17 protein-coding genes and 1 tRNA gene are annotated in these 23,747 nt (G+C 67.9%); 14 read left to right on the forward strand and 4 right to left on the reverse strand.

Going from position 1 to position 23,747, the window contains the following annotated elements:
- Positions 1 to 54 precede the first annotated feature (54 nt).
- The 5 genes from topA to C2868_RS17065 all read left to right on the forward strand — a co-directional run bounded on the left by topA (position 55) and on the right by C2868_RS17065 (position 6,567).
- The gene (gene topA / locus C2868_RS17045; RefSeq protein ID WP_036301768.1) at positions 55 to 2,769 is read left to right on the forward strand and encodes a type I DNA topoisomerase; all 2,715 of its coding nucleotides are present in this window, start codon (positions 55 to 57) and stop codon (positions 2,767 to 2,769) included.
- Positions 2,769 to 3,419: a dTMP kinase gene (tmk, locus tag C2868_RS17050; RefSeq protein ID WP_051514201.1), complete on the forward strand. Its 651-nt coding sequence runs from the start codon at positions 2,769 to 2,771 to the stop codon at positions 3,417 to 3,419. Before topA ends, tmk begins: the two co-directional genes overlap by 1 nt.
- 168 nt (positions 3,420 to 3,587) lie before the next feature.
- Positions 3,588 to 4,748 (forward strand): DNA polymerase III subunit delta', encoded by a 1,161-nt coding sequence (locus tag C2868_RS17055; protein ID WP_036301770.1) that lies wholly within the window; start codon positions 3,588 to 3,590, stop codon positions 4,746 to 4,748.
- Entirely contained in the window at positions 4,745 to 6,292 is a 1,548-nt protein-coding gene (locus tag C2868_RS17060; protein WP_374935795.1) for an alpha/beta hydrolase, read from the forward strand. Before C2868_RS17055 ends, C2868_RS17060 begins: the two co-directional genes overlap by 4 nt.
- A 199-nt stretch (positions 6,293 to 6,491) precedes the next feature.
- Positions 6,492 to 6,567 (forward strand) — tRNA-Thr (locus C2868_RS17065).
- A 116-nt stretch (positions 6,568 to 6,683) separates the two neighbouring features.
- On the opposite strand, the gene C2868_RS17070 is transcribed toward C2868_RS17065, so the two are convergent.
- The gene (locus C2868_RS17070) at positions 6,684 to 7,679 is read right to left on the reverse strand and encodes a LacI family DNA-binding transcriptional regulator (RefSeq protein ID WP_051514202.1); all 996 of its coding nucleotides are present in this window, start codon (positions 7,677 to 7,679) and stop codon (positions 6,684 to 6,686) included.
- A gap of 156 nt (positions 7,680 to 7,835) precedes the next feature.
- On the opposite strand from C2868_RS17070, the gene C2868_RS17075 reads away from it, so the two are divergent.
- The 3 genes from C2868_RS17075 to C2868_RS17085 all read left to right on the forward strand — a co-directional run bounded on the left by C2868_RS17075 (position 7,836) and on the right by C2868_RS17085 (position 13,991).
- A complete protein-coding gene (locus tag C2868_RS17075) occupies positions 7,836 to 9,185 on the forward strand; it encodes an MFS transporter (RefSeq protein WP_051514204.1) in 1,350 nt (449 codons plus the stop codon).
- Positions 9,186 to 9,249: 64 nt separating this feature from the next.
- Positions 9,250 to 11,745, forward strand: a complete 2,496-nt coding sequence (locus C2868_RS17080) for an alpha-L-rhamnosidase (RefSeq protein WP_036301777.1) — start codon at positions 9,250 to 9,252, stop codon at positions 11,743 to 11,745.
- Positions 11,742 to 13,991: a glycoside hydrolase family 3 C-terminal domain-containing protein gene (locus C2868_RS17085; RefSeq protein WP_036301779.1), complete on the forward strand. Its 2,250-nt coding sequence runs from the start codon at positions 11,742 to 11,744 to the stop codon at positions 13,989 to 13,991. Before C2868_RS17080 ends, C2868_RS17085 begins: the two co-directional genes overlap by 4 nt.
- A 79-nt stretch (positions 13,992 to 14,070) precedes the next feature.
- Here the strand turns inward: C2868_RS17085 and C2868_RS17090 are convergent, their stop codons facing one another.
- On the reverse strand, positions 14,071 to 14,715 hold the full coding sequence (locus C2868_RS17090; protein WP_036301780.1) for a GntR family transcriptional regulator: 645 nt from the start codon (positions 14,713 to 14,715) through the stop codon (positions 14,071 to 14,073).
- Between the two features lie 23 nt (positions 14,716 to 14,738).
- The gene (locus C2868_RS17095; RefSeq protein ID WP_036301782.1) at positions 14,739 to 15,278 is read right to left on the reverse strand and encodes a VOC family protein; all 540 of its coding nucleotides are present in this window, start codon (positions 15,276 to 15,278) and stop codon (positions 14,739 to 14,741) included.
- Positions 15,279 to 15,456: 178 nt separating this feature from the next.
- Here C2868_RS17095 and C2868_RS17100 point away from each other — a divergent pair, with 178 nt between their 5' ends.
- Genes C2868_RS17100 through C2868_RS17110 form a run of 3 tightly spaced genes read left to right on the forward strand, consistent with a single transcriptional unit; the run spans position 15,457 to position 20,408 of the window.
- Positions 15,457 to 17,634, forward strand: coding sequence for a thiamine pyrophosphate-dependent enzyme (locus C2868_RS17100; RefSeq protein WP_036301784.1), 2,178 nt, complete (start codon positions 15,457 to 15,459; stop codon positions 17,632 to 17,634).
- Positions 17,635 to 17,636: 2 nt separating this feature from the next.
- A complete protein-coding gene (locus C2868_RS17105) occupies positions 17,637 to 18,998 on the forward strand; it encodes a dihydrolipoamide acetyltransferase family protein (protein WP_100814177.1) in 1,362 nt (453 codons plus the stop codon).
- Between the two features lie 27 nt (positions 18,999 to 19,025).
- Complete coding sequence (locus C2868_RS17110) at positions 19,026 to 20,408, forward strand: aldehyde dehydrogenase family protein (RefSeq protein WP_036301794.1); 1,383 nt, start codon at positions 19,026 to 19,028, stop codon at positions 20,406 to 20,408.
- A gap of 7 nt (positions 20,409 to 20,415) precedes the next feature.
- On the opposite strand, the gene C2868_RS17115 is transcribed toward C2868_RS17110, so the two are convergent.
- A complete protein-coding gene (locus tag C2868_RS17115) occupies positions 20,416 to 21,276 on the reverse strand; it encodes a LysR family transcriptional regulator (RefSeq protein ID WP_036301807.1) in 861 nt (286 codons plus the stop codon).
- On the opposite strand from C2868_RS17115, the gene C2868_RS17315 reads away from it, so the two are divergent.
- From C2868_RS17315 to C2868_RS17125, 3 genes are all read left to right on the forward strand, one after another.
- Entirely contained in the window at positions 21,220 to 21,735 is a 516-nt protein-coding gene (locus C2868_RS17315) for a Xaa-Pro peptidase family protein (protein WP_051514215.1), read from the forward strand. The genes C2868_RS17115 and C2868_RS17315 overlap by 57 nt on opposite strands.
- 86 nt (positions 21,736 to 21,821) lie before the next feature.
- Positions 21,822 to 22,601 carry a cyclase family protein gene (locus C2868_RS17120; RefSeq protein WP_103663574.1) on the forward strand — a complete coding sequence of 260 codons (780 nt, stop codon included), beginning with the start codon at positions 21,822 to 21,824 and terminating at the stop codon, positions 22,599 to 22,601.
- A gap of 121 nt (positions 22,602 to 22,722) precedes the next feature.
- Positions 22,723 to 23,478, forward strand: coding sequence for an MBL fold metallo-hydrolase (locus C2868_RS17125; RefSeq protein ID WP_103663575.1), 756 nt, complete (start codon positions 22,723 to 22,725; stop codon positions 23,476 to 23,478).
- The last annotated feature ends 269 nt before the right edge of the window (positions 23,479 to 23,747 follow it).

Genomic DNA, 23,747 nt, shown 5'->3' on the forward strand with positions numbered 1-23,747 from the left:
CGACCCGGCTCACAGTGTGCGGTGTGTATGGTGTGCATCGGAGAAAGGACCCCCGTGGCCACCAGCAAGAAGCTCGTCATCGTCGAGTCTCCGACGAAGATGAAGTCGATCCAGTCGTACCTCGGTGACGACTACGAAGTGTTGTCGTCTGTCGGACACATCCGTGATCTCGCCGACAAGAAGGACATCCCCGCCGACCTGAAGAAGACCTCGGTCGGTAAGTACTCGATCGACATCGAGAACGACTTCGCCCCCTTTTACGTCGAGAGCGACCGCGGCAAGAAGACCGTCGCCGAACTCAAGCGAGCGCTCAAGGGTGCCGACGAACTCCTGTTGGCCACTGATGAGGACCGCGAGGGCGAAGCCATCGCGTGGCACCTGCTCGAAACGCTCAAGCCGAAGGTCCCGGTCAAGCGCATGGTGTTCCACGAGATCACCAAAGACGCGATCCAGGCCGCCGTCGAGAAGACGCGCGAGCTCGACCACGACCTCGTCGACGCGCAAGAGACCCGCCGCATCCTCGACCGTCTGTACGGCTGGGACGTCTCGCCCGTGCTCTGGCGCAAGATCGGCTCCGGCAGCAACGGCGCCGCCCTCTCGGCCGGCCGCGTCCAGTCCGCCGCCACGCGCCTCGTCGTCGACCGCGAGCGCGAGCGCATCGCCTTCGTCGGCGCCAACTACTGGGACATCGAGGCTCAGGTAGAGAAGGATGCCTCCGCCTTCGGCGTCAAACTCGTCCGCATCGACGGCGCGGCCATCGCGCGCGGAACCGACTTCGATGACAAGGGTCAGCTGAAGAAGGCCGTGGTCGTGCTCGACGAGGCCGCGGCCCGCCAACTCGCAACCGACGTGCAGACGGCGGGGGAGGCATCCGTCACCCGCGTCGAGGCCAAGCCCGGTACGCGCAGCCCGTACGCCCCTTTCACGACCTCGACGATGCAGCAGGAGGCCGGTCGCAAGCTCTCGATGAGCGCGAAGCACGCCATGAGCGTCGCTCAGCGGCTGTACGAAAAGGGTTACATCACCTACATGCGAACCGACTCGGTGTCGCTGGGTACGCAGGCGATCCAGGCCGCGCGCGAGCAGGCCGTGCAGCTGTACGGCTCGGCGGCCGTGCCCCTCAACCCCCGCGTCTACAAGAGCAAGAGCAAGAACGCCCAAGAGGCGCACGAGGCGATCCGTCCTTCGGGCGAGCACTTCCGCACCCCTGCGTCGCTGAGTGGATCGCTCGATCGCGACGAACAGCGCCTGTACGACCTGATCTGGAAGCGCACCGTCGCGAGCCAGATGGCCGACGCCAAGTACGAGACCACCACCGTGACCCTCGAGGTCGCAGCGGGTGAGCGCCGCGTCGAGTTCACCGCATCCGGCACCGTTTACACCTTCAAGGGATTCCTCGAGGCATACGAAGAAGGCCGGGACGAGAAGCGCGGCGACGCCGACAAGGCCGACGACCAGTCGCTGCCGCAGGTCGCCGTCGGCGACGCGCTGCAGGTCACCGAGGTCGAGCCCAAGGGCCACCAGACCACCCCGAAGCCGCGCTACACCGAGGCATCCCTCGTCAAGGCGCTGGAGGAGAAGGGGATCGGGCGCCCGTCGACCTTCGCGAGCATCATCGACACGATCCTCGACCGCGGGTACGTCACCAAGCGCGGCCAGGCCCTCGTGCCGAGCTGGATCGCCTTCAGCGTCGTGCGGCTGCTGGAGGAGAACTTCCCCGACCTGATCGACTACGACTTCACGGCCGCACTCGAGGACGACCTCGACGCGATCGCCCGCGGCGAGCAGGGCCGGGTGTCGTGGCTGCGCGAGTTCTACTTCGGATCCGAGGATCACGCGGGGCTGCGCAACATCGTCGACAACCTCGGCGAGATCGATGCCCGCGAACTCAACTCGCGCCCGGTATCGGAGGGCGTGACGCTCCGCATCGGCAAGTACGGCCCCTACCTCGAGGTCGTCGACCCCGCCAACCCGGAGGCGGACCCGCGCCGCGTGAATGTGCCGGAGGATCTCGCGCCCGACGAACTCACCCCCGCCAAGGCGCAGGAGCTCATCGAGGCACCCGTCGCCGGGGATCGTGTGCTCGGCGAGCACCCCGAGACGCACAAGCTCATCGTCGTCAAGGACGGCCGCTACGGCCCCTACGTGCAGGAGCTCGAGCCCGAAGAACCCGCCGGCGTGGACGAGGCGACCGGCGAGATCGTCGACGCCCCCGCACCGAAGAAGCGCGGCGCGAAGAAAGAGGTCGCGCCCAAGCCCCGCACCGCCTCGCTGTTCAAGAGCATGTCGGTCGACACGATCGACCTCGAGACGGCCCTGCGCCTGCTCGAACTGCCCCGCACGGTCGGCACCGACCCCGAATCGGGCGAGGTCATCACGGCGCAGAACGGCCGGTACGGACCGTACCTGAAGAAGGGCACGGACTCGCGTTCGCTCGAGAACGAGCAGCAGATCTTCGACATCGACCTGCCCGGCGCGCTCGCCGTGTACGCCCTGCCGAAGTACGGCGCCCGCCGCCCGTCGAGTGCGCTCAAGGAATTCGAGGCGGACCCGGTCAGCGGCAAGCCGATCCGCATCCGCGACGGCCGCTTCGGCGCCTATGTGACCGACGGCGAGACGAACGCGACCATCCCGCGCGGTGAGAGCGTCGAAGACATCGACTTCGAACGTGCCGTGCAGATCCTCGCCGACAAGCGGGCGAAGGGTCCCGCGCCCAAGCGCACCGCTCGCAAGCCCGCCGCCCGCAAGGCGCCGGCCAAGAAGAAGTGATGACGGATGCCGGGGGCGCTGCGGTAACCCGGCGCCCGGGCCTGTGGGTCACGCTCGAGGGCGGCGACGGCGCCGGAAAGACGACGCAGGCCGCCCTGCTGCAGGAGTGGCTCGAGGCATCCGGTCGCAACGTCGTCCGCACGCGCGAGCCCGGCGGCACCGAGGTCGGTGTGCTGATCCGCGACATCGTGCTGCACCACCGGGGCGAGGTGGCGCCGCGCGCCGAGGCGCTGCTCTACGCGGCCGACCGTGCTCAGCACGTCCAGACGCTGGTGCTTCCGGCGCTCGAGCGCGGCGACGTGGTCGTGCAGGATCGCTACCTCGATTCATCCGTCGCGTATCAGGGCGCCGGACGAGTGCTCGACGCCACCGAGGTGCGGGACCTCTCGCTGTGGGCGACGGGCGGGCAACTGCCCGACGTGACGATTCTGCTCGACCTCGATCCGGCTGCCGCGCGAGCCCGACTCGACGCCGATGACAAGCCGTTCGATCGGCTCGAGGCCGAGCGCGAAGACTTTCACACCCGCGTACGCACCGCCTTCCTCGATCTGGCCTCGGCCGAGCCGGGGAGGTTCCTCGTGCTCGACGCGACCCTTACCGCCGACGAGCTCGCCGCGCGCGTGCGAGCCCGTATCGAACCCCTGCTGTAATCCACGGTCGGCAGGGCGTCGCGCCGGTGTGCGGCCCCGGCGCGGACAACATTCCGGAACATTCGGCCTCGGCGGGGCCGAACGGACCTCCGCGGAGCCGAATAGACAAGTCATCCGGAGTGTTGTGCGCCGATGGGATGCGTCGGACGCCGCGGCTAGTCTGGGGGAGTGCCCAGCCCCGTCCCCGCAGCCCTTCCCTGGGGCGCCGTCTGGGGTCAGGACGCCGCCGTCGCATCGCTGTCCGCCGCGGCGAGCGGTGATGCCGAGGGGATGACGCACGCCTGGCTGCTCACTGGCCCCCCGGGTTCGGGGCGCTCCACCCTCGCCTACGCGTTCGCCGCGGCGCTCATCGCGAACGACGAGCACGATCAGGGTGCGATGCGCCAGGTGCTCGCGGGCACACATCCAGACCTCACCGCGCTCCGCACCGAGCGTGTCATCATCACGATCGACGAGGCCCGCAAGCTCGTCGAGCGCGCTGCATATTCACCCTCGCTCGGGCGTCACCGCGTGATCGTCGTCGAGGACGCGGACCGGATGACCGAGCGCACCTCCAACGTCCTGCTCAAGTCGCTCGAAGAGCCGCCCGAGCGCACGGTGTGGATTCTGTGCGCGCCCAGCGAGGCCGACCTGCTGCCAACCATCCGCTCCCGCGTCCGGTCGGTGCGGCTGCGCGAGCCCGAGGTTGCGGACGTGGCGCGCCTCGTCGCCGAGCGCACCGGTGCATCGCCCGAGATCGCCGAGCAGGCCGCACGGCACGCGCAGCGGCACATCGGTATGGCCCAGCGCCTCGCCACGGACGAATCCGCCCGCGCGAGGCGCGAAGAGACGCTGCGTGCCGTGCTCGCGGTCCGCAACGTCGGGGACGTCGTGACGGTCGCCGCTCGTATCGTCGAGGTCGCGACCGACGATGCCAAGGCGCTCACGGCAGAGCGCGACGCGACCGAGCGTGCCGAATTCCTCCGCACGATCGGCGTCACGGAGGGCCAGGCGGTGCCGCCCGCGGTCCGCTCGCAGTTGAGTGCCCTCGACGAAGACCAGAAGCGTCGCGCCACGCGGAGCCTCCGAGATGGCATCGACCGCGTCCTCACCGACCTGCAGTCGATGTTCCGCGACATCGTCATGCTGCAGTTCGGCCGCGACACCGACCTCGTGAACGTCGAACTCGAGCCGGAACTGCGTGCCGCCGCATCCGCGTGGACGCCCCAACGAACGCTTGCGGTGCTGGATCAGCTGCAGGTGACCCGTCGTAACCTTGAACAGAATGCCGCGCCGGCTCTCGCCCTCGAGAGCATGCTCGTGACCGCGGCGACCGGAAGGATCTCGTGACCCGTACCGAACGCCGCGGCCCCGCACGTCTTGCGGGCCGCATCCTGCGCGCCTCGATCGCTCTGGTGGCGGCCTCCGTGATGTTGAGCGGATGCCTCTACGCGGCCATTCCCGAGAACGCGACCTCGTCCGCGCCCGCGATAGAAGACCCGACGACGCTCGACGGTTTCTACGAGCAGGAGGTCTCGTGGAGCGACTGCGGCGGCTTCGAGTGCGCGATGGTCGCGGCCCCGCTGGACTGGGAAGACCCTTCGGCCGGAACCATCGAGCTCTCGGTCATCCGCTCGGCCGCGACCGGGCCCGACCGGATCGGATCCCTCCTGACGAACCCCGGCGGCCCCGGCGCGAGCGGTGTCTCGCTCATCCGCGACTCGCTCGACTTCGCGGTCGGGTCCGCACTGCAGGAGTCCTACGACATCATCGGTTTCGACCCGCGCGGGGTGGGGGAGTCGACGGCCGTGCGCTGCTTCGACGCCGCCGACATGGACGCCTACCTCTACGACCTGCCGACAAACCCGCGAGGTTCGGCCGAATGGGAGGCGGAGCTGACCGACCGCAACACCGCGTTCGCCGATGCCTGTGAGGACAACAGTCAGGGCATCCTGCCGTTCATCAACACGGTCAGCGCTGCGCGCGACATGGATCTGCTGCGCGCCGTGCTCGGCGACGACGAGCTGTACTACCTCGGGTATTCGTACGGTACCTTCCTCGGCGCGACGTATGCCGACCTGTACCCCGAGAACGTGGGGCGCATGGTGCTGGATGGGGCGATCGATCCGTCCATCTCGGGTCTCGAGGTCGGCACCGAGCAGGCGATCGGGTTCGAGAACGCGCTGCGGGCGTACATGGCGGACTGCCTGACGACGCAGGAATGCCCGTTCCGCGGGTCGGTGGATCAGGCGATGGCAGACCTCGGTGCGCTTCTGGCGAGTGTCGACCGCACGCCGCTTCCCGCCAGCGATGGGCGGGAGCTCGGCGCGGACAGCCTGGTGACGGCCATCGTCGCCGCCCTGTACTCGCAGGAGAGCTGGGGCTTCCTGACGCAGGCGCTCGACGAAGCGCTCCAGGGTGACCCCGAGACGGCCTTCCTGCTGGCTGACTTCTACAACGGTCGGGAGGGCGGTGTGTACACCGATAACTCTGCCGAGGCCTTCCGCGCCTACAACTGCATGGACTACCCGGTGGACGGCTCGCAGGCGGATCAGGATGCATCCAATGCCCGCATCGACGCTGAGGCCCCGACGATCGCGCCGTACTGGGAAGGCCCCGACCCGTGTGACGTGTGGCCGCACGAACCGACCGGAACGCGGGGACCGATCGCTGCGGCCGGTGCCGCGCCGATCCTGGTCGTGGGGACCACGGGTGACCCCGCGACCCCGTACGCCTGGTCGGTGGCCCTGGCCGAACAGCTCGAGTCCGGCACCTTGATCACGAACGTGGGCGAGGGGCACACGGGCTACAACAAGGGCAACGTGTGCGTTGACGACGCGGTCGAGGCGTACCTGATCGACGGCACCGTGCCACCGGACGGGCTCTGCGAGTAGCACCCGCGCCGCGCAGCCCGCGGGGTGCCGAGTGCGCCAAGTGTTGCCGAGTGCGCCACCTGTTCGCCGGGCGTCAGGGGTGCATTCGGTACTAACCGGCGCACTCGGCGTGGCAGGTCGAGGTGCGGTCGCGCGCGAGTTCACGGCGCGGCTCGGCAGCCTGTAAGATCGTTGCTTGTGCATCGCGCAAGCGGCGCGCGCCACCTTAGCTCAGACGGCAGAGCGATTCACTCGTAATGAATAGGTCAAGGGTTCGATTCCCTTAGGTGGCTCCACAAAACCCCAGGCCAACTCGCGGCAGCTTGGCGTCGCGAATCGCTCGCGGCCCGGAGGTGAACCAGTAGCCCGGTCATGACCTCCGGTCCGAGTCGGATCAGGATGTGCAGTCGGATCAGGCGGTCGACTCGCGCACCCGCAGAGTGACCTGCGGGCTGTGCTGCCGACGAGGCGGATCCTCGCCGGCGGCGGCCGCCAGAGCAAGGTCGGCGAAGTAACGGCCGAGCCCCTCGTCGTCGACGTGGACGGTCGAGAGAGACGGGACGAACACGCTGGAGATGGGAGCGTCGTCGTGCCCGATCACGGCGATGTCGCGGGGCACGGCGATTCCCTCGCGGAGGGCGGCGCCGACGACGAGGGCCGCGACGTCGTCGTTGTACGCGACGATGCCGGTAACCCCAGCCTGCCGCCAGCCGCTCACGATCTCGCGGACGTTCGCGGCGTCGACGGCGGCGTGCGGGACGTCCTCGATGCCGTGTTGTCGTGCGGTCGCGGCGGCGAGTTCGTATCGGGATGCCGCCAGTTCGGCGAGGCGCGGATCCGCTGACGCCGCGTAGGCCAGCCGTCGGCGCTGTCGCTCGACGAGGTGTTCGACCTGTAGGCGGGGGCCCTGGCTGAAGCTGAAGGGCTGCTCGTCGTCCTCGGTGGACTCGGTCGGCTGCGGGATGACGGCGCCCACGCCCGACGCGCGGATCTCGTCGAACAGCTCCTCGCCGAACGGGAGCATTCCCATCACGACGTCGGGCTGCAGGGTCTCCCAGAGCGGTCGTGCGTTTCCGCCCGGATGAGGTGTCATCGTCACGAGCGAGTAACCCGCTTGGTCGAGGGCCGCGGATGCTTCGTCGACATGGCGGCGCATGCTGTAGTCGATCGGCCAGTCGGGGAGCACGAGGAGGATGATCCTGTTGCGCCCGCTCGCGAGGGCCTGGGCGGCCAGGTGCGGGCGGTAGCCGAGTCGTCGCGCTGCGGCCAGGACCTTCTCTTGGGTCGCCTCTGAGATGGTCTGGCCCGGAGTCGAGTTCAGGACGAAGCCGACGGTGGCGCGAGAAACACCCACCTCACGGGCGATGTCCGCCGCGGTCACCCGTCGCTCTGCTGTCCTGTCCGACACGGATCCTCCGGGTTCATGGTATTGCTTCAGGGGCTGGTCTCTTGTCGGCCGACGGTGCCTCGCAAAATAACTTGCGCGTGCTAGTAGTCTCCGCTACTCTGCTGCAAGCTAGCTCGCGCTAGTAATCCTCTCGCAATTGTGACAATGGAGTCTTCTATGACGATGCACTCGGACGACGCTGCGGCCTTCCCGCTCGCGGCACCGCAATCCCTCCCCGCCGTTCCCGGTGCGCTCGACGAGGTCGTGATCGACCCGAGCGTCCCGCCGACGGGTCAGAAGGCCAGCGCGTCGTATATCTGGTTCCAGGTTCTCGGCCAGTTCGGTGTTTTCGTCGCCTTCATCACCCCGCTGGCGATCTCGTTGTCGATCCGACTGTCCGAGCTCGCGCCCGGCCGCGAAGAGTATCTGGGCTACATCGCCGGCTCGGGCGCGCTGGCCGTCATGCTGACCGCTCCGCTGTTCGGGGTCCTGAGCGACCGCACGCGCACTCGCTGGGGACGCCGTCGGCCCTTCATGGTCGCGGGGATGACGCTCGGCGTTCTCTCGCTCGTCGTCATGGCCCTCGCCCCGAATGTCTGGGTGCTGGGCGCGGGATGGATCCTGGCCCAGATCGGTTGGGGTCAGGTCTTCCAGAATCTGCAGACCTCGATGGCCGACAAGCTCTCCGAGACCCAGCGCGGCAAGGTGGCCGGTCTGGCCGGCTTCGCGACCCAGGTGGCTCCCGTTGTCGGTGTCGTGATCGCGGGCAGCTTCGCGGGTAACGCGCTCCTGCTGTTCCTTCTGCCCGGCCTGATCGGCGTCATCGCCGTCATCCTGTTCGTTCTGTTCACGCGTGAAGCGGACACGCGCGGTGCGCGCTTCGCCGACACGCTCTCGCTCGGCACGCTCTTCAGCAAGTACCTCTACAACCCGCGGACATACCCCGACTTCTCCTGGGTCTGGCTCGGGCGCTTCCTCTTCTACTTCGGTCTGACCCTCAACACCACGTTCACCGCATTCTTCTTCGCGTCGAGGCTCGGCGTGGACGTCGTCGAGGTCGCTCCGATCATCGCGTCGCTCGGCCTCTTCGGCATCCTCGCAACCACGGTCGGCGCGATCGGTGGCGGATTCCTTTCCGACAAGCTCCGCCGTCGTCGCCTGTTCGTGCTTGCCGGTGCCGTCCTGTTCGCGGCGGGCGCGATCGTGATGGCTTTCGCCGCCGACATCACCATGCTGTACGCGGGATCGCTCATCACGTCGGTCGGTATCGGAATGTTCGCCGCCGTCGACCAGGCGCTGATCCTCGACGTCCTGCCGGAAAAGGATACGAACGCGGGACGCTTCATGGGCATCATCGGCTTCGCCGTGTCGATCCCGCAGGCCGTCGCCCCGTTCATCGCCCCGGTGTTCCTTGCGGTCGGCGCGTCGGCGGTCGGTGACAAGAACTACACCCTGCTGTACATCGTCGCGGGGATTTTCACGGTCCTCGGCGGCCTGGTCGTGTTGAAGGTGCGCTCCGTCCGCTGAGGGCCGGCCGGTCCATCGGTCGACGATCAGCACCCCGAACATCCGCTCTCCGAGGAGTTTCATCGTGCCCATCGCCCCGTCCGCCGCGTTCATCACCCCCGTCACCTCGACGGGGGCGAGCGGCGAACCCGCCGCGTACCTGCGCCGCGAGTTCGCGGTCGCCGAGCAGCCCGTTCGCGCGACTCTGCGGGTGACGGCGCTCGGCCTCATCGAACCGCACCTGAACGGCGAGGTGGTCGGTGCCGAGGTCCTCGCGCCCGGGTGGACGTCGTACCGTCACCGGCTCGCGGTCAGCACGCACGATGTGACCGGGGGCATCGTCGTCGGCGGCAATGCCCTCGGCGCGGTGCTCGGCGAAGGCTGGGCGCTGGGCCGACTCGGCTGGGACGGTGTGCGCAATCACTTCGCGGACCGCCCGGCAGCATGGCTGCACCTCGAGCTCGAGTACGCCGACGGTTCGGTCGACGTGATCGCGACCGACACCGCCTTTCGGGCGGGCACCGGGGGCGTCGGGGTCAACAGCATCTACGACGGCGAAACCTACGACGCCCGGGTCGAGCCGACCGGGTGGGACACCTTCGGCTTCGACGACTCCGCCTGGGGCGACGTGGAGTCGTTCGACTGGTCGGCAGACACGCTGTTCGAGGCATCCGCTCCGCCGATCCGCCGCATCGACGCGCTCGTTCCCGTCGAGATTCTGAGCACGCCCGCCGGCCGCACCGTCGTCGACTTCGGGCAGAACGTCTCGGGTTGGGTGCGCATCTCGGTCGAGGGCCCGGCCGGTACCGAGATCACGCTCCGCCACGCCGAGGTGATGACGGGCGGTGAGCCCGACTACGAGACGATCCGGACCGCGCGGGCGACCGACCGCTACACGCTCGCCGGTGAGGGGCGCGAGACGTGGGAGCCGCGCTTCACGTTCCACGGATTCCGCTACGTGGAGGTCGAGGGATGGCCGGGCGTCCCCACGCCCGACGATTTCCAGGCCGTCGTCATCCACTCCGATATGACGCGCACCGGATGGCTCGAGACCTCGAATCCGTTGCTGAACAAGCTGCACTCCAACGCGGTCTGGTCGATGCGCGGAAACTTCGTGGGCGTTCCCACGGACTGTCCGCAGCGGGACGAGCGCCTCGGCTGGACGGGGGACATCAACGCCTTCACCCCGTCTGCCGCCTTCCTGTACGACGTGCGTGGGGTGCTCGGGTCGTGGCTGCAGGACCTCGCCGCGGAACAGCGCGAGAAGGGATTCGTGCCCTGGGTCGTGCCCGACGTCCTCTCGACGCCGTCCTCGCCGACCGCGCTCTGGAGCGATGTCGCGGTCAGCCTGCCGTGGGCCCTGTACCGCGAGTACGGCGACGAGCAGATCCTCGCCCATGCGTACGCGTCGATGACCACGTTCATCCGTCAGGTCGCCGCGTCGCTCGATGCGAACGGCCTCTGGAGCGGGGGCTTCCAGTTCGGGGACTGGCTCGACCCGGACGCGCCCGAGAACAATCCGGCCGGCGGGAAGACCGACCGGCACCTCGTCGCCGCCGCCTACCTCTGCCGGACGACCCGCGAGATGACCGAGACCGCACGCATCCTGGATCGATCCGACGATGCCGACGAGTTCGAGCGGCTCTCCGAACGTGTTCGGCGGGCATTCCTCGACGAGTACGTCACCGCCCGCGGCCGCGTCGTCAACGAGACGGCAACCGCCTACGCGCTCGCGATCGTCTTCGACATCCTCGACGATGCTCAGAAAAAGCACGCCGGTGACCGGCTGGCCGAGATCGTCGCGCAGGCCGCCTACCGGATCTCGACGGGCTTCGCGGGAACCCCGCTCGTCACCGACGCCCTCTCGTCGACGGGGCACCTCGACGCGGCGTACCTGATGCTGCTCGAGACGGGATGCCCGTCGTTCCTGTACCCGGTCACGATGGGCGCGACCACGATCTGGGAGCGGTGGGACTCGGTGCGTCCCGACGGCACCATCAACCCGTCGGGCATGACCTCCCTGAACCACTACGCGCTCGGCGCGGTCGTGGACTGGATGCATCGCACCATCGGGGGGCTGACCCTGCTCGAACCCGGGTACCGCCGCATGCGGATCGCCCCTCGGCCCGGCGGCGACCTGACCTCGGCGTCGCTGCGCCACGACACGGTGCACGGCCCGGTGCGCGTCGAGTGGGCGGTGGACTCCGGCTCGGCGCGGGTCACGGTCGAGATCCCGCGCGGCACGTCGGCTGAGGTCGTCCTGCCGCTGCACCCCGAGGGACTCACGGCGGAGGTGACGGATGCGGGGGAGCACTCGTGGACGTACGCGCTGCCGGATGGGCCCGCCCCGGTCGCCCTCAGCCTCGACTCGACCCTGCGCGAGGTTTCCGATGACCCCGCGGCATGGCGGCGATTCACCGACGTCTTCGGCACCCACTTTCCGGGGGTTCCCCTGGACGCCAAGGCGCCGGAGGCGGCCGCGATGACGATCGCGACGCTGCTCGAGTACATCCCCGGTGCCTCCGACGCCCTCCGGGCGGAACTCGAACGATCCCTCACGCAGACCGGAGCGGCCTCATGAATCCCGACCTCACCTCCCTGACCCTCGAGCAGAAGGCAGCGCTTCTCTCCGGGCGCGACTTCTGGAGCACGAAGGAGATCCCCGAGGCGGGCATCCCGTCCATCGTGCTGACGGACGGACCCCACGGCATCCGTCGTCAGACCGGCGGGTCCGACCACCTGGGCATCAACGCCGCCGAGCCGTCGACCTGTTTTCCGCCGGCCGTCGCCGTCGGCTCGAGCTGGGATCCCGAGATCGCGCGCCAGGTGGGCGCTGCCGTCGGCCGAGAGGCGCTGGCTTTCGGCGTTTCCGTCGTCCTGGGCCCCGGCGTCAACATCAAGCGGTCCCCCCTGTGCGGCCGGAACTTCGAGTACTACTCCGAAGACCCGCTGCTCTCGGGCGTGCTGGGCGCGGCTCACGTGGCGGCCATGCAAGAGGTCGGTCCCGGGGCATCCGTGAAGCACTTCGCCGCCAACAATCAGGAGCACGAGCGGATGCGGATCAGCTCCGACGTCGACGAGCGGACGCTGCGGGAGATATACCTGCCCGCTTTCGAGCGTGTCGTCACCGAGGCTCAACCGGCCACCGTGATGGCCTCGTACAACAAGATCAACGGCGTTTATGCGTCGCAGAATCCGTGGCTGCTCACAGACGTCCTGCGTACCGAGTGGGGCTTCGCGGGCGCGGTCGTCTCGGACTGGGGCGCCGTGAGCGATCGCGTGGCGGCAGTCGCGGCCGGTATGGACCTGGAGATGCCCGGCAGTGGCGGATCGACCGATCAGCAGATCGTCGACGCGGTGCGGAGCGGACGGCTGGATGAGAGCGTGTTGGACGAGGCCGTTCGCCGCGTCGTCCAGCTCGCGCGCCTGCCGCACACGGCGAGCGGCGAGCTGGATGTCGAGGGGCACCACGCCCTCGCCCGGACGCTCGCCGCGGACTCCATCGTCCTGCTGAAGAACGAGCAGGCCACACTCCCGCTCGGGGCGCCCTCCCGCATCGCTGTTGTCGGTGCTTTTGCGGTCGAACCGCGATTCCAGGGAGGCGGAAGCTCCCACATCAACGCGACGCGAACGGACGCCGCTCTCGACAGCATCCGCGAGCACGCCGGTGCCCGGGGGATCGGTGTGGAATACGCTCCGGGCTTCGTCCTGGCCGACGCGGAGGGCGCCGAGCAGCACCGCCGGGAAGCGGTCTCGGTCGCCTCGGGCGCGGGCGTCGCGATCGTGTTCGCCGGGCTCAGCGACCGCGAAGAGTCCGAGGGTTTCGACCGGACGACGCTCTCGTTGCCGGGTGCGCAGATCGCCGTGATTCGCGAGGTCGCGGCCGTCGCCGAGCGCACGGTCGTCGTGCTCTCCAACGGGGGCGTCGTATCGCTCGAGGGGTGGCACGACGAGGTCGACGCGATCGTGGAGGGTTGGTTACTCGGTCAGGCGGGCGGGTCGGCTATCGCCGACGTGCTCTTCGGCGTCGTGAATCCGTCGGGGCACCTCGCGGAAACCATCCCGCTGCGTCTGCAGGACAACCCGAGCTGGAACAACTTCCCGGGCGAGCAGGGTCACGTGCGCTACGGCGAGGGCGTGATGGTCGGGTACCGCCACTACGAGACCGCGGCCCAGCCGGTGCGTTACCCGTTCGGGTACGGGCTCAGCTACACCACGTTCGAGACCGGCGACCTGCGGGTCGAGACCACAGGGTCGGACACCGCCGCCGTGACGGTCACGGTCACGAACACGGGCGCTGTGGCGGGCAAGCACGTCGTTCAGCTCTATGTATCGACCACGGCCGGTCCGGTGCGCCGGGCGGCCCGCGAACTCCGCGCGTTCACGAAGGTCCGGCTCGAGCCGGGCGAGTCCCGCACGGTCGAGTTCGCTCTCGATCGGCGAGCGTTCGCGTACTGGGACATCGAGTCGGCCGGATGGGTCGTGCCCGCGGGCGACTACGCGATCCAGATCGGCGAGGACGTCTCGCGCATCGTTGCAGAACAGACGATCACGTTGGCCGGAGACATCCGCGTCCGTCCGCTGACCCTCGAGTCGGCGGTGGGCGAGTGGTTCGCGCATCCCGTCGTCGGTCCCGTTCTGATGCAGGGGCTGAGCGCGGGGATGACCGACGAACAGCGCAAGCACTCCGAGAAGAACCCGGACGAGCTGAAGATGGTGGAGTCCATGCCGATGCGGCAGTTCCTCGCCTTCACCGGCGGCGCCTTCCCGCCGGAGGCGCTGGAGCAGTTGATGCAGCTGAGCCGCGCCTCGGCGGTCGCCGTGTGAGCCGGGCACGATGCACCCGCGGTTGCGAAGTTCGAACGTGTGACGGACCGACGTCGCCGACGCCCGCCCGTCGCCATGCTCAGCCGAATACTTCGGGGTGCCGCGAGAGTTCGAGCCGGCTGCGGCGGATGTGTCGAGCGAGGACCTGTTCGGCTTCGTCGGCGTCACCGTTGCGGATCGCGTTGACGATGAGGTGATGGTCGTGGTGGACGCTGCGGTCCTCCTCGAGGTAGAACAGGCGCGTCGCGGCCCGCCGGTAGTGCTGCGTTCGATTCCAGAGGTTCATGACCGTCGGGCCGAGGACGGGTGTCTCGATCGCTTTCAGGCTTGACAGGTGGAAGTCGCGGTCGAGCTGAAGGAACCTCTCGACATCGGTGGATTGCTCCATGGAGCGCGCGAGGGCCTCGAGGTCGTCGCCCAGCGCGGACGTGATGTGGGGGACGTTCATGCGCAGAAGAAGCGGCTCGAGGCGTTCTCGCATCTGATACATCTCTTCGCACTCCGCCATCGTGATGCGCGAGATCCATGCTCCCGTGTTCGCGACGAGGTCGATCAACCCCTCGGCTTCGAGCGTGCGGAGAGCCTCGCGCACCGGCAGGCGACTTGCGCCGTGTTCTTCGGCGATTTCGTCGGGTCGCAGTCTCTCGCCGGGCACGTAGGCGCCAGCGAGGATCCTCTCGCGCAGACTGTCGGCGATGGCTGCGCCGGTTGCGCCGTGGCTCATGCGGCGGGCATCTTTCTCGGTCCTCATAGTTGCGGGTATGCCGGATGCCAGAGCAGGCGTGCGGACGAGTTTTCGTATGCCTTACCCGCGGGGAAGCTCACGAGTTCGAACTGGAGGCCCCAGGGGCTGCGGAAATAGATCCAGCGCTGCCCTTCGGCGGACTGCTTGCTCGCGGTGGGATTCCCCATGACGTCGACCCCCTTACTGCGAAGATACTCGACCGCCACGTCGAGGTCGTCGACGTAGAGGGCGATGTGGAACCCGCCGATATCACTGTTGCGCGGTTGCGGATTCTGCCCGTCGGCCGGTTCGTAGAGGAAGACCTCGAAGTTCGCCCCGTGACCGAGGCGGTAGAAGCGGATCTCGCTGATGACGGTGCGGGGGTGGACGCCGAGATGCGTGAGCATCCAGTCGTCGTCGCTCGACCGTTTGGCGCCGAGCCGATAGATCTCATCGCAGCCGAGCACATCGACGAGGAACGCGTGCGCCTCATCGAGGTCGGGCACGGTGAAGCCGATGTGATCCGTTCCCCGCAGGCCGGGTATGCCGTTGCCAACGCTCATCAGGACCTCCGTGTCATCATCTTCACATCCCCGCCCATCGTCGAATTGTATCCGATAGCAAGGAACTGTCCGCGATTTTGAGGATATGGCTGCTTCTTGTGCTTGCATTGGATCAAATCCTCCTCTAACCTGCACAGGTCGGGGATGTCCCGGGTCGTTCGAGGGAGTTGAGGCGAGGATGCCGAAGAAGAAGCGCCTACAAACCGGTGTGGACTGGTACGAGCTCACGACGACCCAGGCCGACTGGGATGCCGCTGGCCCGGCCCTGCTCGGCACGATGCTCGCGCAGATGCATCTGATCCGCGCGTTCGAAGAGACCGTGCTCGAGCTGGCGGGCGAAGGCTTGGTGCATGGCCCGGCGCACTCCAGCATCGGCCAAGAGGGCGGCGCGGTCGGGTCCATCGTCGGGCTGCGCTCCGCGGATGGCGTGAACGGCTCGCACCGAGGTCATCACCAGTTCCTGGCCAAGGCGCTGACCCACGTCTCGGGCGGTGTGATCGATCCCGCCGAGCCGGTCAACGACGTGATCCAAGAGGTGCTGCAACGCACGCTCGCCGAGATCCTCGGCCTCGCGCAGGGATACTGCCGCGGTCGCGGCGGATCCATGCACCTGCAGTGGTTCGAGGCAGGTGCGCTCGGAACGAACGCCATCGTCGGCGGCGGAGCGCCCATGGCAACCGGCAACGCCTGGGCCCAGAAGCACAGCGGCACGTCAGACCTCACCATCAACTATCTCGGCGACGGCGCCGCGCAGATCGGGTCCGTGCTCGAGTCGATGAATCTCGCCGCGGCCTGGAAGCTCCCCGTGTCGTTCTTTATCGAGAACAACCTCTACGCCGTGTCGACGCGCGCTGACGAGATTACGGCCGACACGCGCTTCTCGGTGCGTGGGCAGGGATTCGGTATCCCCTCGTGGCGCGTCGACGGCATGGACCCCCTCGCCGTCTACCTGGCGACGCAAGAGGCGGCCGCCGTAATGCGCTCGGGCGGTGGCCCGACGGTCATCGAGGCCGAGGTGTATCGGTTCTTCCATCAGAACGGTCCCTACCCGGGCAGCGCGTTCGGCTACCGCACCAAGGACGAAGAGGCGACATGGCGTGCGCGCGATCCTCTCGAGCTGGTGGCGAAACGGATGCGTGAGCGCGGGCTGATCGACGATGCACAGGTGGCGGACCTGCGCACCCGCGTCCAGTCCGCGATGTCCGACGCCGTCGGTGAGCTGCTGCAGCCCGACCCGGACAACGCCGGCAAACGCCGCATCAAGCCCGAGCTGTGGCCCGAGACGAGCTTCGTCAACGTGGGCGTCCGGGGCGACGGCCAGGAGCTTGCCAGCCTGACGACCCTCGGCGCGGTTGGAGAGACCCGCGCGCTGAAGTTCGTCGACGCGGTGGCCCAGGTGATGGATCGCCGCATGGATGTCGACCCGCGGATCGTGGTGATGGGCGAAGACGTCCACCGCCTGAACGGCGGCACCAACGGCGCGACCAAGGGCCTGGCGAAGCGCTACGGCGACGAGCGCGTCCTGGGCACGCCCATCAGCGAGAACGCGTTCACCGGCCTCGCCGCGGGCCTCGCGCTCGACGGTCGCTTCCGACCGGTCGTCGAGTTCATGTACCCCGACTTCATGTGGGTGGCGGCCGACCAGGTGTTCAACCAGATCGGCAAGGCGCGCCACATGTTCGGCGGAGACAACCCCGTCCCGCTCGTCCTGCGCACCAAGGTCGCGATCGGCTCCGGCTACGGGTCGCAGCACCTGATGGATCCGGCGGGCATCTTCGCCACCAGCCCCGGCTGGCGCATCGTCGCCGCATCGAACGCGACGGACTACGTCGGTCTGATGAACGCCGCCCTCGCCCTCGAAGACCCGGTGCTCGTGATCGAGCACGTCGATCTGTACGGACGGGCAGACCAGGTGCCCGTCGGCGACCTCGACTACATCATTCCCCCGGGAAGCGCGGCCATCGTGCGCGAGGGCCGCGACGTCACGGTCATCAGCTACCTGTCGATGGTCCACGACGCCGCCGAGGCGATCGAGCAGACCGGCGTGGATGCCGAGCTCATCGACCTGCGCTGGCTCGACCGTGCCTCGATCGACTGGGACACGATCGGCAACAGCATCAAGAAGACGAACGCGGTGCTCATCGTCGAGCAGGGCGCGCAGGGCACGTCGTACGGCGCGTGGCTCTCGGACGAGATCCAGCGTCGGTTCTTCGACTGGCTTGATCAGCCGATCGCCCGCGTCACCGGGCAAGAGGCTTCCCCGAGCATTTCGAAGGTTCTCGAGCGGGCCGCGATCGCCCGCACGCCCGAGGTCGTCGCCGGTCTCGAGGCCGTGCGCGCAGGATTGGGAGGCTGATCATGGCTGACGTCATCCGGATGCCGGAGGTGTTGGCCGGCGCGACCGAGGCCGCGATCCAGACCTGGCTCGTCTCGGCGGGAAGTTCCGTCACGGTGGGCCAGCCGCTGGCCGAGATCGAAACCGACAAGGCGATCGTGGAGTTCTCTGCCGAACAGGCCGGCACGGTCGGTCGTGTCCTCGTCGCCGAGGGCGACAGCGTGTTGGTGGGCGAGCCGATCATCGTGCTGCTGGCCGACGGCGAGGGCGAGACTGCCATCGCGCTCGCGCTCGCCGCGGCGGGCGTCACTGCCGGAGCTGCCGCTTCCGCCGAACCCGAACCCGAGCCCGCCGCACAGGCGGCCGCCCCGGTGGAAGAGAACGACGCGACGGCTGCTCAGGCAGCCGAGGCGCCGACACCGACGCCCGTGGACCCGAGTGACGCGACAGCACCTGACTCGGGCCGTCGCCTGTTCGCCAGCCCCCTCGTGCGCCGCCTTGCCGCCGATGCAGGCGTCGAGATCACGGATGTGAGGGGGAGCGGGCCGCACGGACGTATCGTCCGCCGCGATCTCGAACGCCACCTCGCTGCAGCACCCGTGACGGCACCCGCCGCAGCACCCGCCGCAGCGCCCGCAGCGCAGCCGACGGCGGCTCCGGCCACCACACCGACTCCCGCCGCATCCGCATCCACCGCGGGCGCGTCCTTCGTCGACGTTCCCCTCGATCGCATGCGCAAGGCGATCGCCCGGCGCCTGACCGAGAGCAAGTCGACGGTGCCACACTTCTACCTCGTGGCCGACTGTCGCGTCGATGCGCTGCTCGAGCTGCGCCGGACGGTTAATGAGAGCGCGCCGCGCAAGATCTCGGTGAACGACTTCGTGCTGAAGGCCGTCGCCGCGGCCCTGGTCGAGGTTCCCGAGGCCAACGCGATCTGGAACGGTGACAGCATCCGTCACTTCTCGTCGGTCGACATCTCGGTCGCCGTCGCAACCGAGGGTGGGCTGACGACCCCCGTCCTGCGGGGCGTCGAGACCCAGTCCCTCAGCCAGGTCAGCGCAACCGTCGCCGAGATGGCCGGTCGCGCACGAGAGGGCCGCCTGAAGCAGAACGAACTCGAGGGGGGCAGCTTCTCGGTGTCGAACCTCGGAATGTTCGGAACGAGCGAGTTCTCGGCGATCCTCAATCCGCCCCAGTCCGGAATCCTCGCGGTGGGCGCCGCCCGGGCGGTGCCCGTCGTGGACGACGCGGGCCAGCTCGGCGTGGGCCAGGTCATGACCGTGACACTGTCGGCCGACCACCGGGTTCTGGACGGTGCCGTCGCTGCCACGTGGCTCGCCGCGTTCCAACGTCGGATCGAGAATCCGCTCACGATCCTCATCTGATCCGTCCGTCCCAGAAACCAGGAGACCATGGCTGTCATTCGCAGTATCAATCCGTCGTCGGGCGCCGAACTCGCCGCGTTCGAAGAGGACTCGGACGAGTTTGTCGAGAGTCGCATCGCGGCAGCATCCGCCGCGGTTCCCCTGCTCGCCGAGCTCGGTTTCGCGGGTCGCGCAGAGCGGATGCGTGCCGCCGCGGACCTCCTCGAGTCGGAGGCGGACGAGGTCGCGGCCGTCATCACCGCCGAGATGGGCAAGCCGATTGCGCAGGCTCGTGCCGAGGTCGCGAAGTCCGCCTATGCGATGCGCTTCTACGCGGACAACGCGGAGAAGTTCTTGACGGGCCGGGAGCTCGACGACCCGGCCGCGGTTTCTGCGTCGTCCGCGCGCACGAGCTTCGAGCCGATGGGTGTTGTGCTCGCCGTCATGCCCTGGAACTATCCGGTCTGGCAGGTCGTGCGCTTCGCGGCCCCCGCCCTGATGGCGGGAAACGCAGGCTTGCTCAAGCACGCGTCCAACGTTCCCCAGGTCGCCGTCTACATAGGCGAGCTCTTCGCGCGCGCCGACTTCCCGCAGGGCGCGTTCTCGACGCTCCTCATCGCGGCTCGACGAGTCGAGGCGGTCATCCGCGATCCGCGCATCGCTGCCGTCACGCTGACTGGCTCCGAGGCTGCGGGTCGCTCCGTGGGTGCGGCGGCGGGAAGCGTGCTGAAGAAGGCCGTGCTCGAACTCGGCGGTTCCGACCCGTTCATCGTCATGCCATCCGCACGGCTCGATGCCGCGGTCGAGACCGCGGTCAGGGCCCGGACGAGCAACAACGGCCAAGCGTGTATCAACGCCAAGCGCTTCATCATCCACGAAGACGTATATGACCAGTTCTCGGCGCTCTTCGCCGAGCGCATGGCGGCGCTCGTCATCGGTGACCCTGCCGATGATCTGACCGAGATCGGACCCCTCGCGACGGAGTCGGGGCTGCGTGAGCTCGAGGAGCTCGTGGAGGACGCTCGAGTCAAGGGGGCATCGGTCGTCACGGGCGGGCGCCGGAATGATGTCGCCGGGGGCTGGTATTACACCCCGACGGTCATCGCGGACATCACCACAGACATGCGCCTGTACGAGGAAGAAGCCTTCGGCCCCGTGGCCTCGATGTACAAGGTGGCATCCCTTGACGAGGCACTGTCGGTCGCCAACGACAGCCCGTTCGGGCTCGGGTCGGCGTTCTGGAGCACAGATGCCGACGAGATCGCCCGCGCGGAGCGCGGTCTAGAAAGCGGCGCGGTGTTCGTCAACGGCATGACGATCTCCTACCCGGAGCTGCCTTTCGGTGGCATCAAGCGCTCGGGCTTCGGGCGTGAACTCTCGGTCGAAGGTATTCGGGAGTTCTGCAATCTGAAGACCATCTGGGTCGCGTGAGCCCGGCTCAGCCCTGAGTACCCGCGCTGCGGCACGCATCCACGTACAACTGCCGCAGCGGGCGTGTGATGTGGGGTCCCACCGCGAGGAATGACGGCAGGTAGAGCGCGGGCTCGACGGGAAGCGTCACCATACCTTCGTAGGAGTGCTCCGCCTCGTATCCCTCGAAAACGGGGGTCCACATCGGCGTTCGGCTCGTGGCGAGTTCGGCGAACGTCGATTCGATTCCCGAGAAGGGGATGCCGGGGGTGAGGACACGACCCGAGCCGGCCAACGCTGCGTTCAGCAGGTCGTGCAAGGCCGGGTTGGCGGACCTCTCGACGATCGCGACGGGGGTCGCGGCTAGCTCGGGGAGGGTGGCGAAGGCACGTTCGGCCAACGGGTGGTGGTCGGGGAGGGCGGCCACGATCCTCTCGTCCCACACATGAGACGTCCACAGGGCGTCGCTCCTGATCTCGCCGCGGATGATGGCGGCGTCGAGCGAACCGTCCAGGAGCATCGTCGTTCGCCGGGCGGGGTCGATCGCATGAGGTCGCGCGGTGACCCCATGCAGGGCAAGAGAGCGCAGAATGGCGGTCAGCCTTCGTCCCATTCCGCTCGGCACCCCGAGTCTTTGCACCCGGGGTGTCTCGACGCGTCGGCCTGCCTCGTCGGTAATCGCTTGCGCGCGTCCGAGCAGGTCGCGGGCGAGGCGCAGGATGGCGGCGCCGTCTGCCGTCAGCTGGATCGCGCGACGTGAGCGGTCGAAGAGTTCGAGTCCGAGTTCTATCTCGAGTCGCCGGACCTGCTCGCTCACAACGGACTGCGGAAGATGCAAGCGAACCGCAGCGCGGCTGAACTGCAGTTCCTCGGCGACGGCGACGAAGATGCGGACCTGTCTGAGTTCTACATGGACCGTGCGATCGCCCTCGTCCGCCCGGGCGCGACGACAGCAGATATCTGCGCTGTCTGGCCCCAGGCTCACGAGTTCGGATTCGCGGACGAAGAGTCGGCGTTCGCGCTGCAGTACGGCCACGGAATCGGTCTGTCGATCTGGGAGAAGCCGATCTTCTCGCGGTTGACCTCTTTCGACCACCCCGAGGAACTCAAAGAGGGCATGGTATTCGCGCTCGAGACGTACTGGCCCGCCGCGGATGGTTGGGGGGCCGCGCGCATCGAGGAAGAGGTCGTCGTCACGGCCGACGGCTGCGAGGTCATCACCAAGTTCCCGGCCGAGGAGCTCCTGATCGCCGGTCCGCGCTATATCGCTGTCGGCGGGCCCCTGAAGAACGAGCGCGATTCGCAGTCGCACCTGAACACTCCGTGGGGCCAGGCCCGGCCGGAGTAGGGCGCAGACACCGTGACCCGCACTGCTCTGCGGGGGTCTCCGACTCGACTCCCGGCTCGTGCCGTTTCGCCAGGAAGGCGCATCCCATGACAACTCTGGTCGACCTGACCGGCATGTTGCGTGCTGAGCGGGTAGAGATCATCGATCTCACCAACAAGCTCACGCAGAACACCCCCAGTCTGAAACTTCCGTTCCCGTTCGGGAGCCCGGCCCCGTTCGAGCTCGAAGAGATCTCGGCCTATGACGATCGTGGGCCCGGGTGGAAGCACAACAACATCCACATCGGTGAGCACACGGGCACGCACCTCGACGTCCCGATCCACTGGGCATCGGGTCGTGACGGCGACGACGTCTCGCAGGTGCCACTCACGCGACTGATCGGCCCCGCCGTCGTACTCGATGTCACGGCCGAGGCAACCGAGGACGCCGACTTTCTGGTGGACGTGCACCACGTGCAGGCCTGGGAAGCGCAGCACGGTCCGCTCCCGCCCGGCGCCTGGTTGCTCGTTCGCACGGGATGGAGCGCATACAGCCAGGACGAGGCGAAGTTCGTCAACCGCGACGAGATCGGTCCGCACACCCCCGGCTTCACCGCCGCCTGCGCGAAGTGGCTCGCTGAGTCGCCGATGGTCGTGGGTGTGGGGGTAGAGACATTGGGGATCGACGCGGGGCAGGCGGACAAGCTGACGCCCCCGCGACCCATGCACCATTTCCTCCTCGGGGGCGACACCTACGGGATCACGTCTTTGCAGAATCTGGACAGGATCCCCACGACGGGTGCCGTGATCATCGTTGCCCCGTTGCCGATCGTCGGGGGTACCGGCAGCCCGGCACGCGTGCTGGCGCTGGTCGAACGCGACAACTGAGGAGCTGTCGCAAAGCGAGTGAAGAGCAGTCGCAAAGCGAGTGAAGAGCAGTCGCAAAGCGAGGCGCTGCCTCAAGGCGACGGTGCCGACAGACCGAAACAACAAGAGCAAGGTGGGACAGATGATCCGTATCGAGTTGACCAAGTTCGGACACGCGTGTGTGCGTCTGGAGAAGGCTGGTCGTCGCATCCTGATCGACCCGGGCAACTACACCGACCTGTCCGTCGCATTGGACGGCGCGGAGCACATCCTCGTCACGCATCAGCATCCCGACCACCTGGATGAGGCTCCCGTGCTGGAGTACCTGGCGGCGCACCCGCAGGTTACGGTCCGTGCACCCGAGGTGCCGGCCGCGCGCCTCATCGAGGCCGCCGCGGCCGCGGGAGTCGATGCCGATCAGATCATTGCGACGGGTGCCGGTGAGAAGTTCGAGGCGGCCGGATTCTCGGTGCGCACGGTCGGGGGGCAGCATGCCGTCATCCATTCGTACATCCCCGTCGTCGCGAACACCGGATACATCGTCGACGGCCTCGTCTATCATCCGGGCGACAGTTTCATCGTGCCCGCGGGCCCGGCGCCCGACACTCTGCTCGTGCCGTTGAACGCGCCGTGGAACAAGATGGCCGAGATGGTCGATTTCATCACCGCCGTACGCCCTCGTCAGGCGATCCCGGTGCACGACGGTCTGCTCAACGACCTCGGGCGACCCCTGTACTCGAAGCGCGCCCGAATGTTCGCGGAGCGGCACGGAGTTGCGTTCACTGACCTCGCCGTCGGTGAGGGCGTCGTCATAGAGGGCGAGGAGTCTGGCGCCGCGGACGATATCGCGGATGGCGTTTTCTCGGACGATCTTGATGTCAAGCACTTCAACGGCTGATCCCGATTGCGTGATTGTCAGTCTCTACTGAACACGCGTCGTCGAGTCCGAAGCGGATGGACTGCGCATGGGGCGCGACGGAAGTTCGCATTTTTGTCGCGAGTCGGTCTCTGCTTGCCGGGGAACGATCATCATGTGATGCCGTTTTGCCTGATACATCAGGAATTCTACGAATGCTCTGGCGAGGCGATTGATCGCGCAAGCATGCGCGTCTCAGGCCCGTCGAGCCAGCGCGGCCAGCTTCCGTACGCTCAGCTGGTGTTAAGTAA

This window comes from Microbacterium sp. CJ77 (assembly GCF_002911615.1).
Lineage (GTDB): Bacteria > Actinomycetota > Actinomycetes > Actinomycetales > Microbacteriaceae > Microbacterium.

Coding starts and splice junctions, on each gene's coding strand:
- tmk (WP_051514201.1), top strand. CDS start 2,769: ATGACGGATGCCGGGGGCGCTGCGGTAACCCGGCGCCCGGGCCTGTGG.
- C2868_RS17075 (WP_051514204.1), top strand. CDS start 7,836: ATGACGATGCACTCGGACGACGCTGCGGCCTTCCCGCTCGCGGCACCG.
- C2868_RS17085 (WP_036301779.1), top strand. CDS start 11,742: ATGAATCCCGACCTCACCTCCCTGACCCTCGAGCAGAAGGCAGCGCTT.
- C2868_RS17090 (WP_036301780.1), bottom strand. CDS start 14,715: ATGAGCCACGGCGCAACCGGCGCAGCCATCGCCGACAGTCTGCGCGAG.
- C2868_RS17095 (WP_036301782.1), bottom strand. CDS start 15,278: ATGAGCGTTGGCAACGGCATACCCGGCCTGCGGGGAACGGATCACATC.
- C2868_RS17100 (WP_036301784.1), top strand. CDS start 15,457: ATGCCGAAGAAGAAGCGCCTACAAACCGGTGTGGACTGGTACGAGCTC.
- C2868_RS17105 (WP_100814177.1), top strand. CDS start 17,637: ATGGCTGACGTCATCCGGATGCCGGAGGTGTTGGCCGGCGCGACCGAG.
- C2868_RS17110 (WP_036301794.1), top strand. CDS start 19,026: ATGGCTGTCATTCGCAGTATCAATCCGTCGTCGGGCGCCGAACTCGCC.
- C2868_RS17315 (WP_051514215.1), top strand. CDS start 21,220: ATGCAAGCGAACCGCAGCGCGGCTGAACTGCAGTTCCTCGGCGACGGC.
- C2868_RS17120 (WP_103663574.1), top strand. CDS start 21,822: ATGACAACTCTGGTCGACCTGACCGGCATGTTGCGTGCTGAGCGGGTA.
- C2868_RS17125 (WP_103663575.1), top strand. CDS start 22,723: ATGATCCGTATCGAGTTGACCAAGTTCGGACACGCGTGTGTGCGTCTG.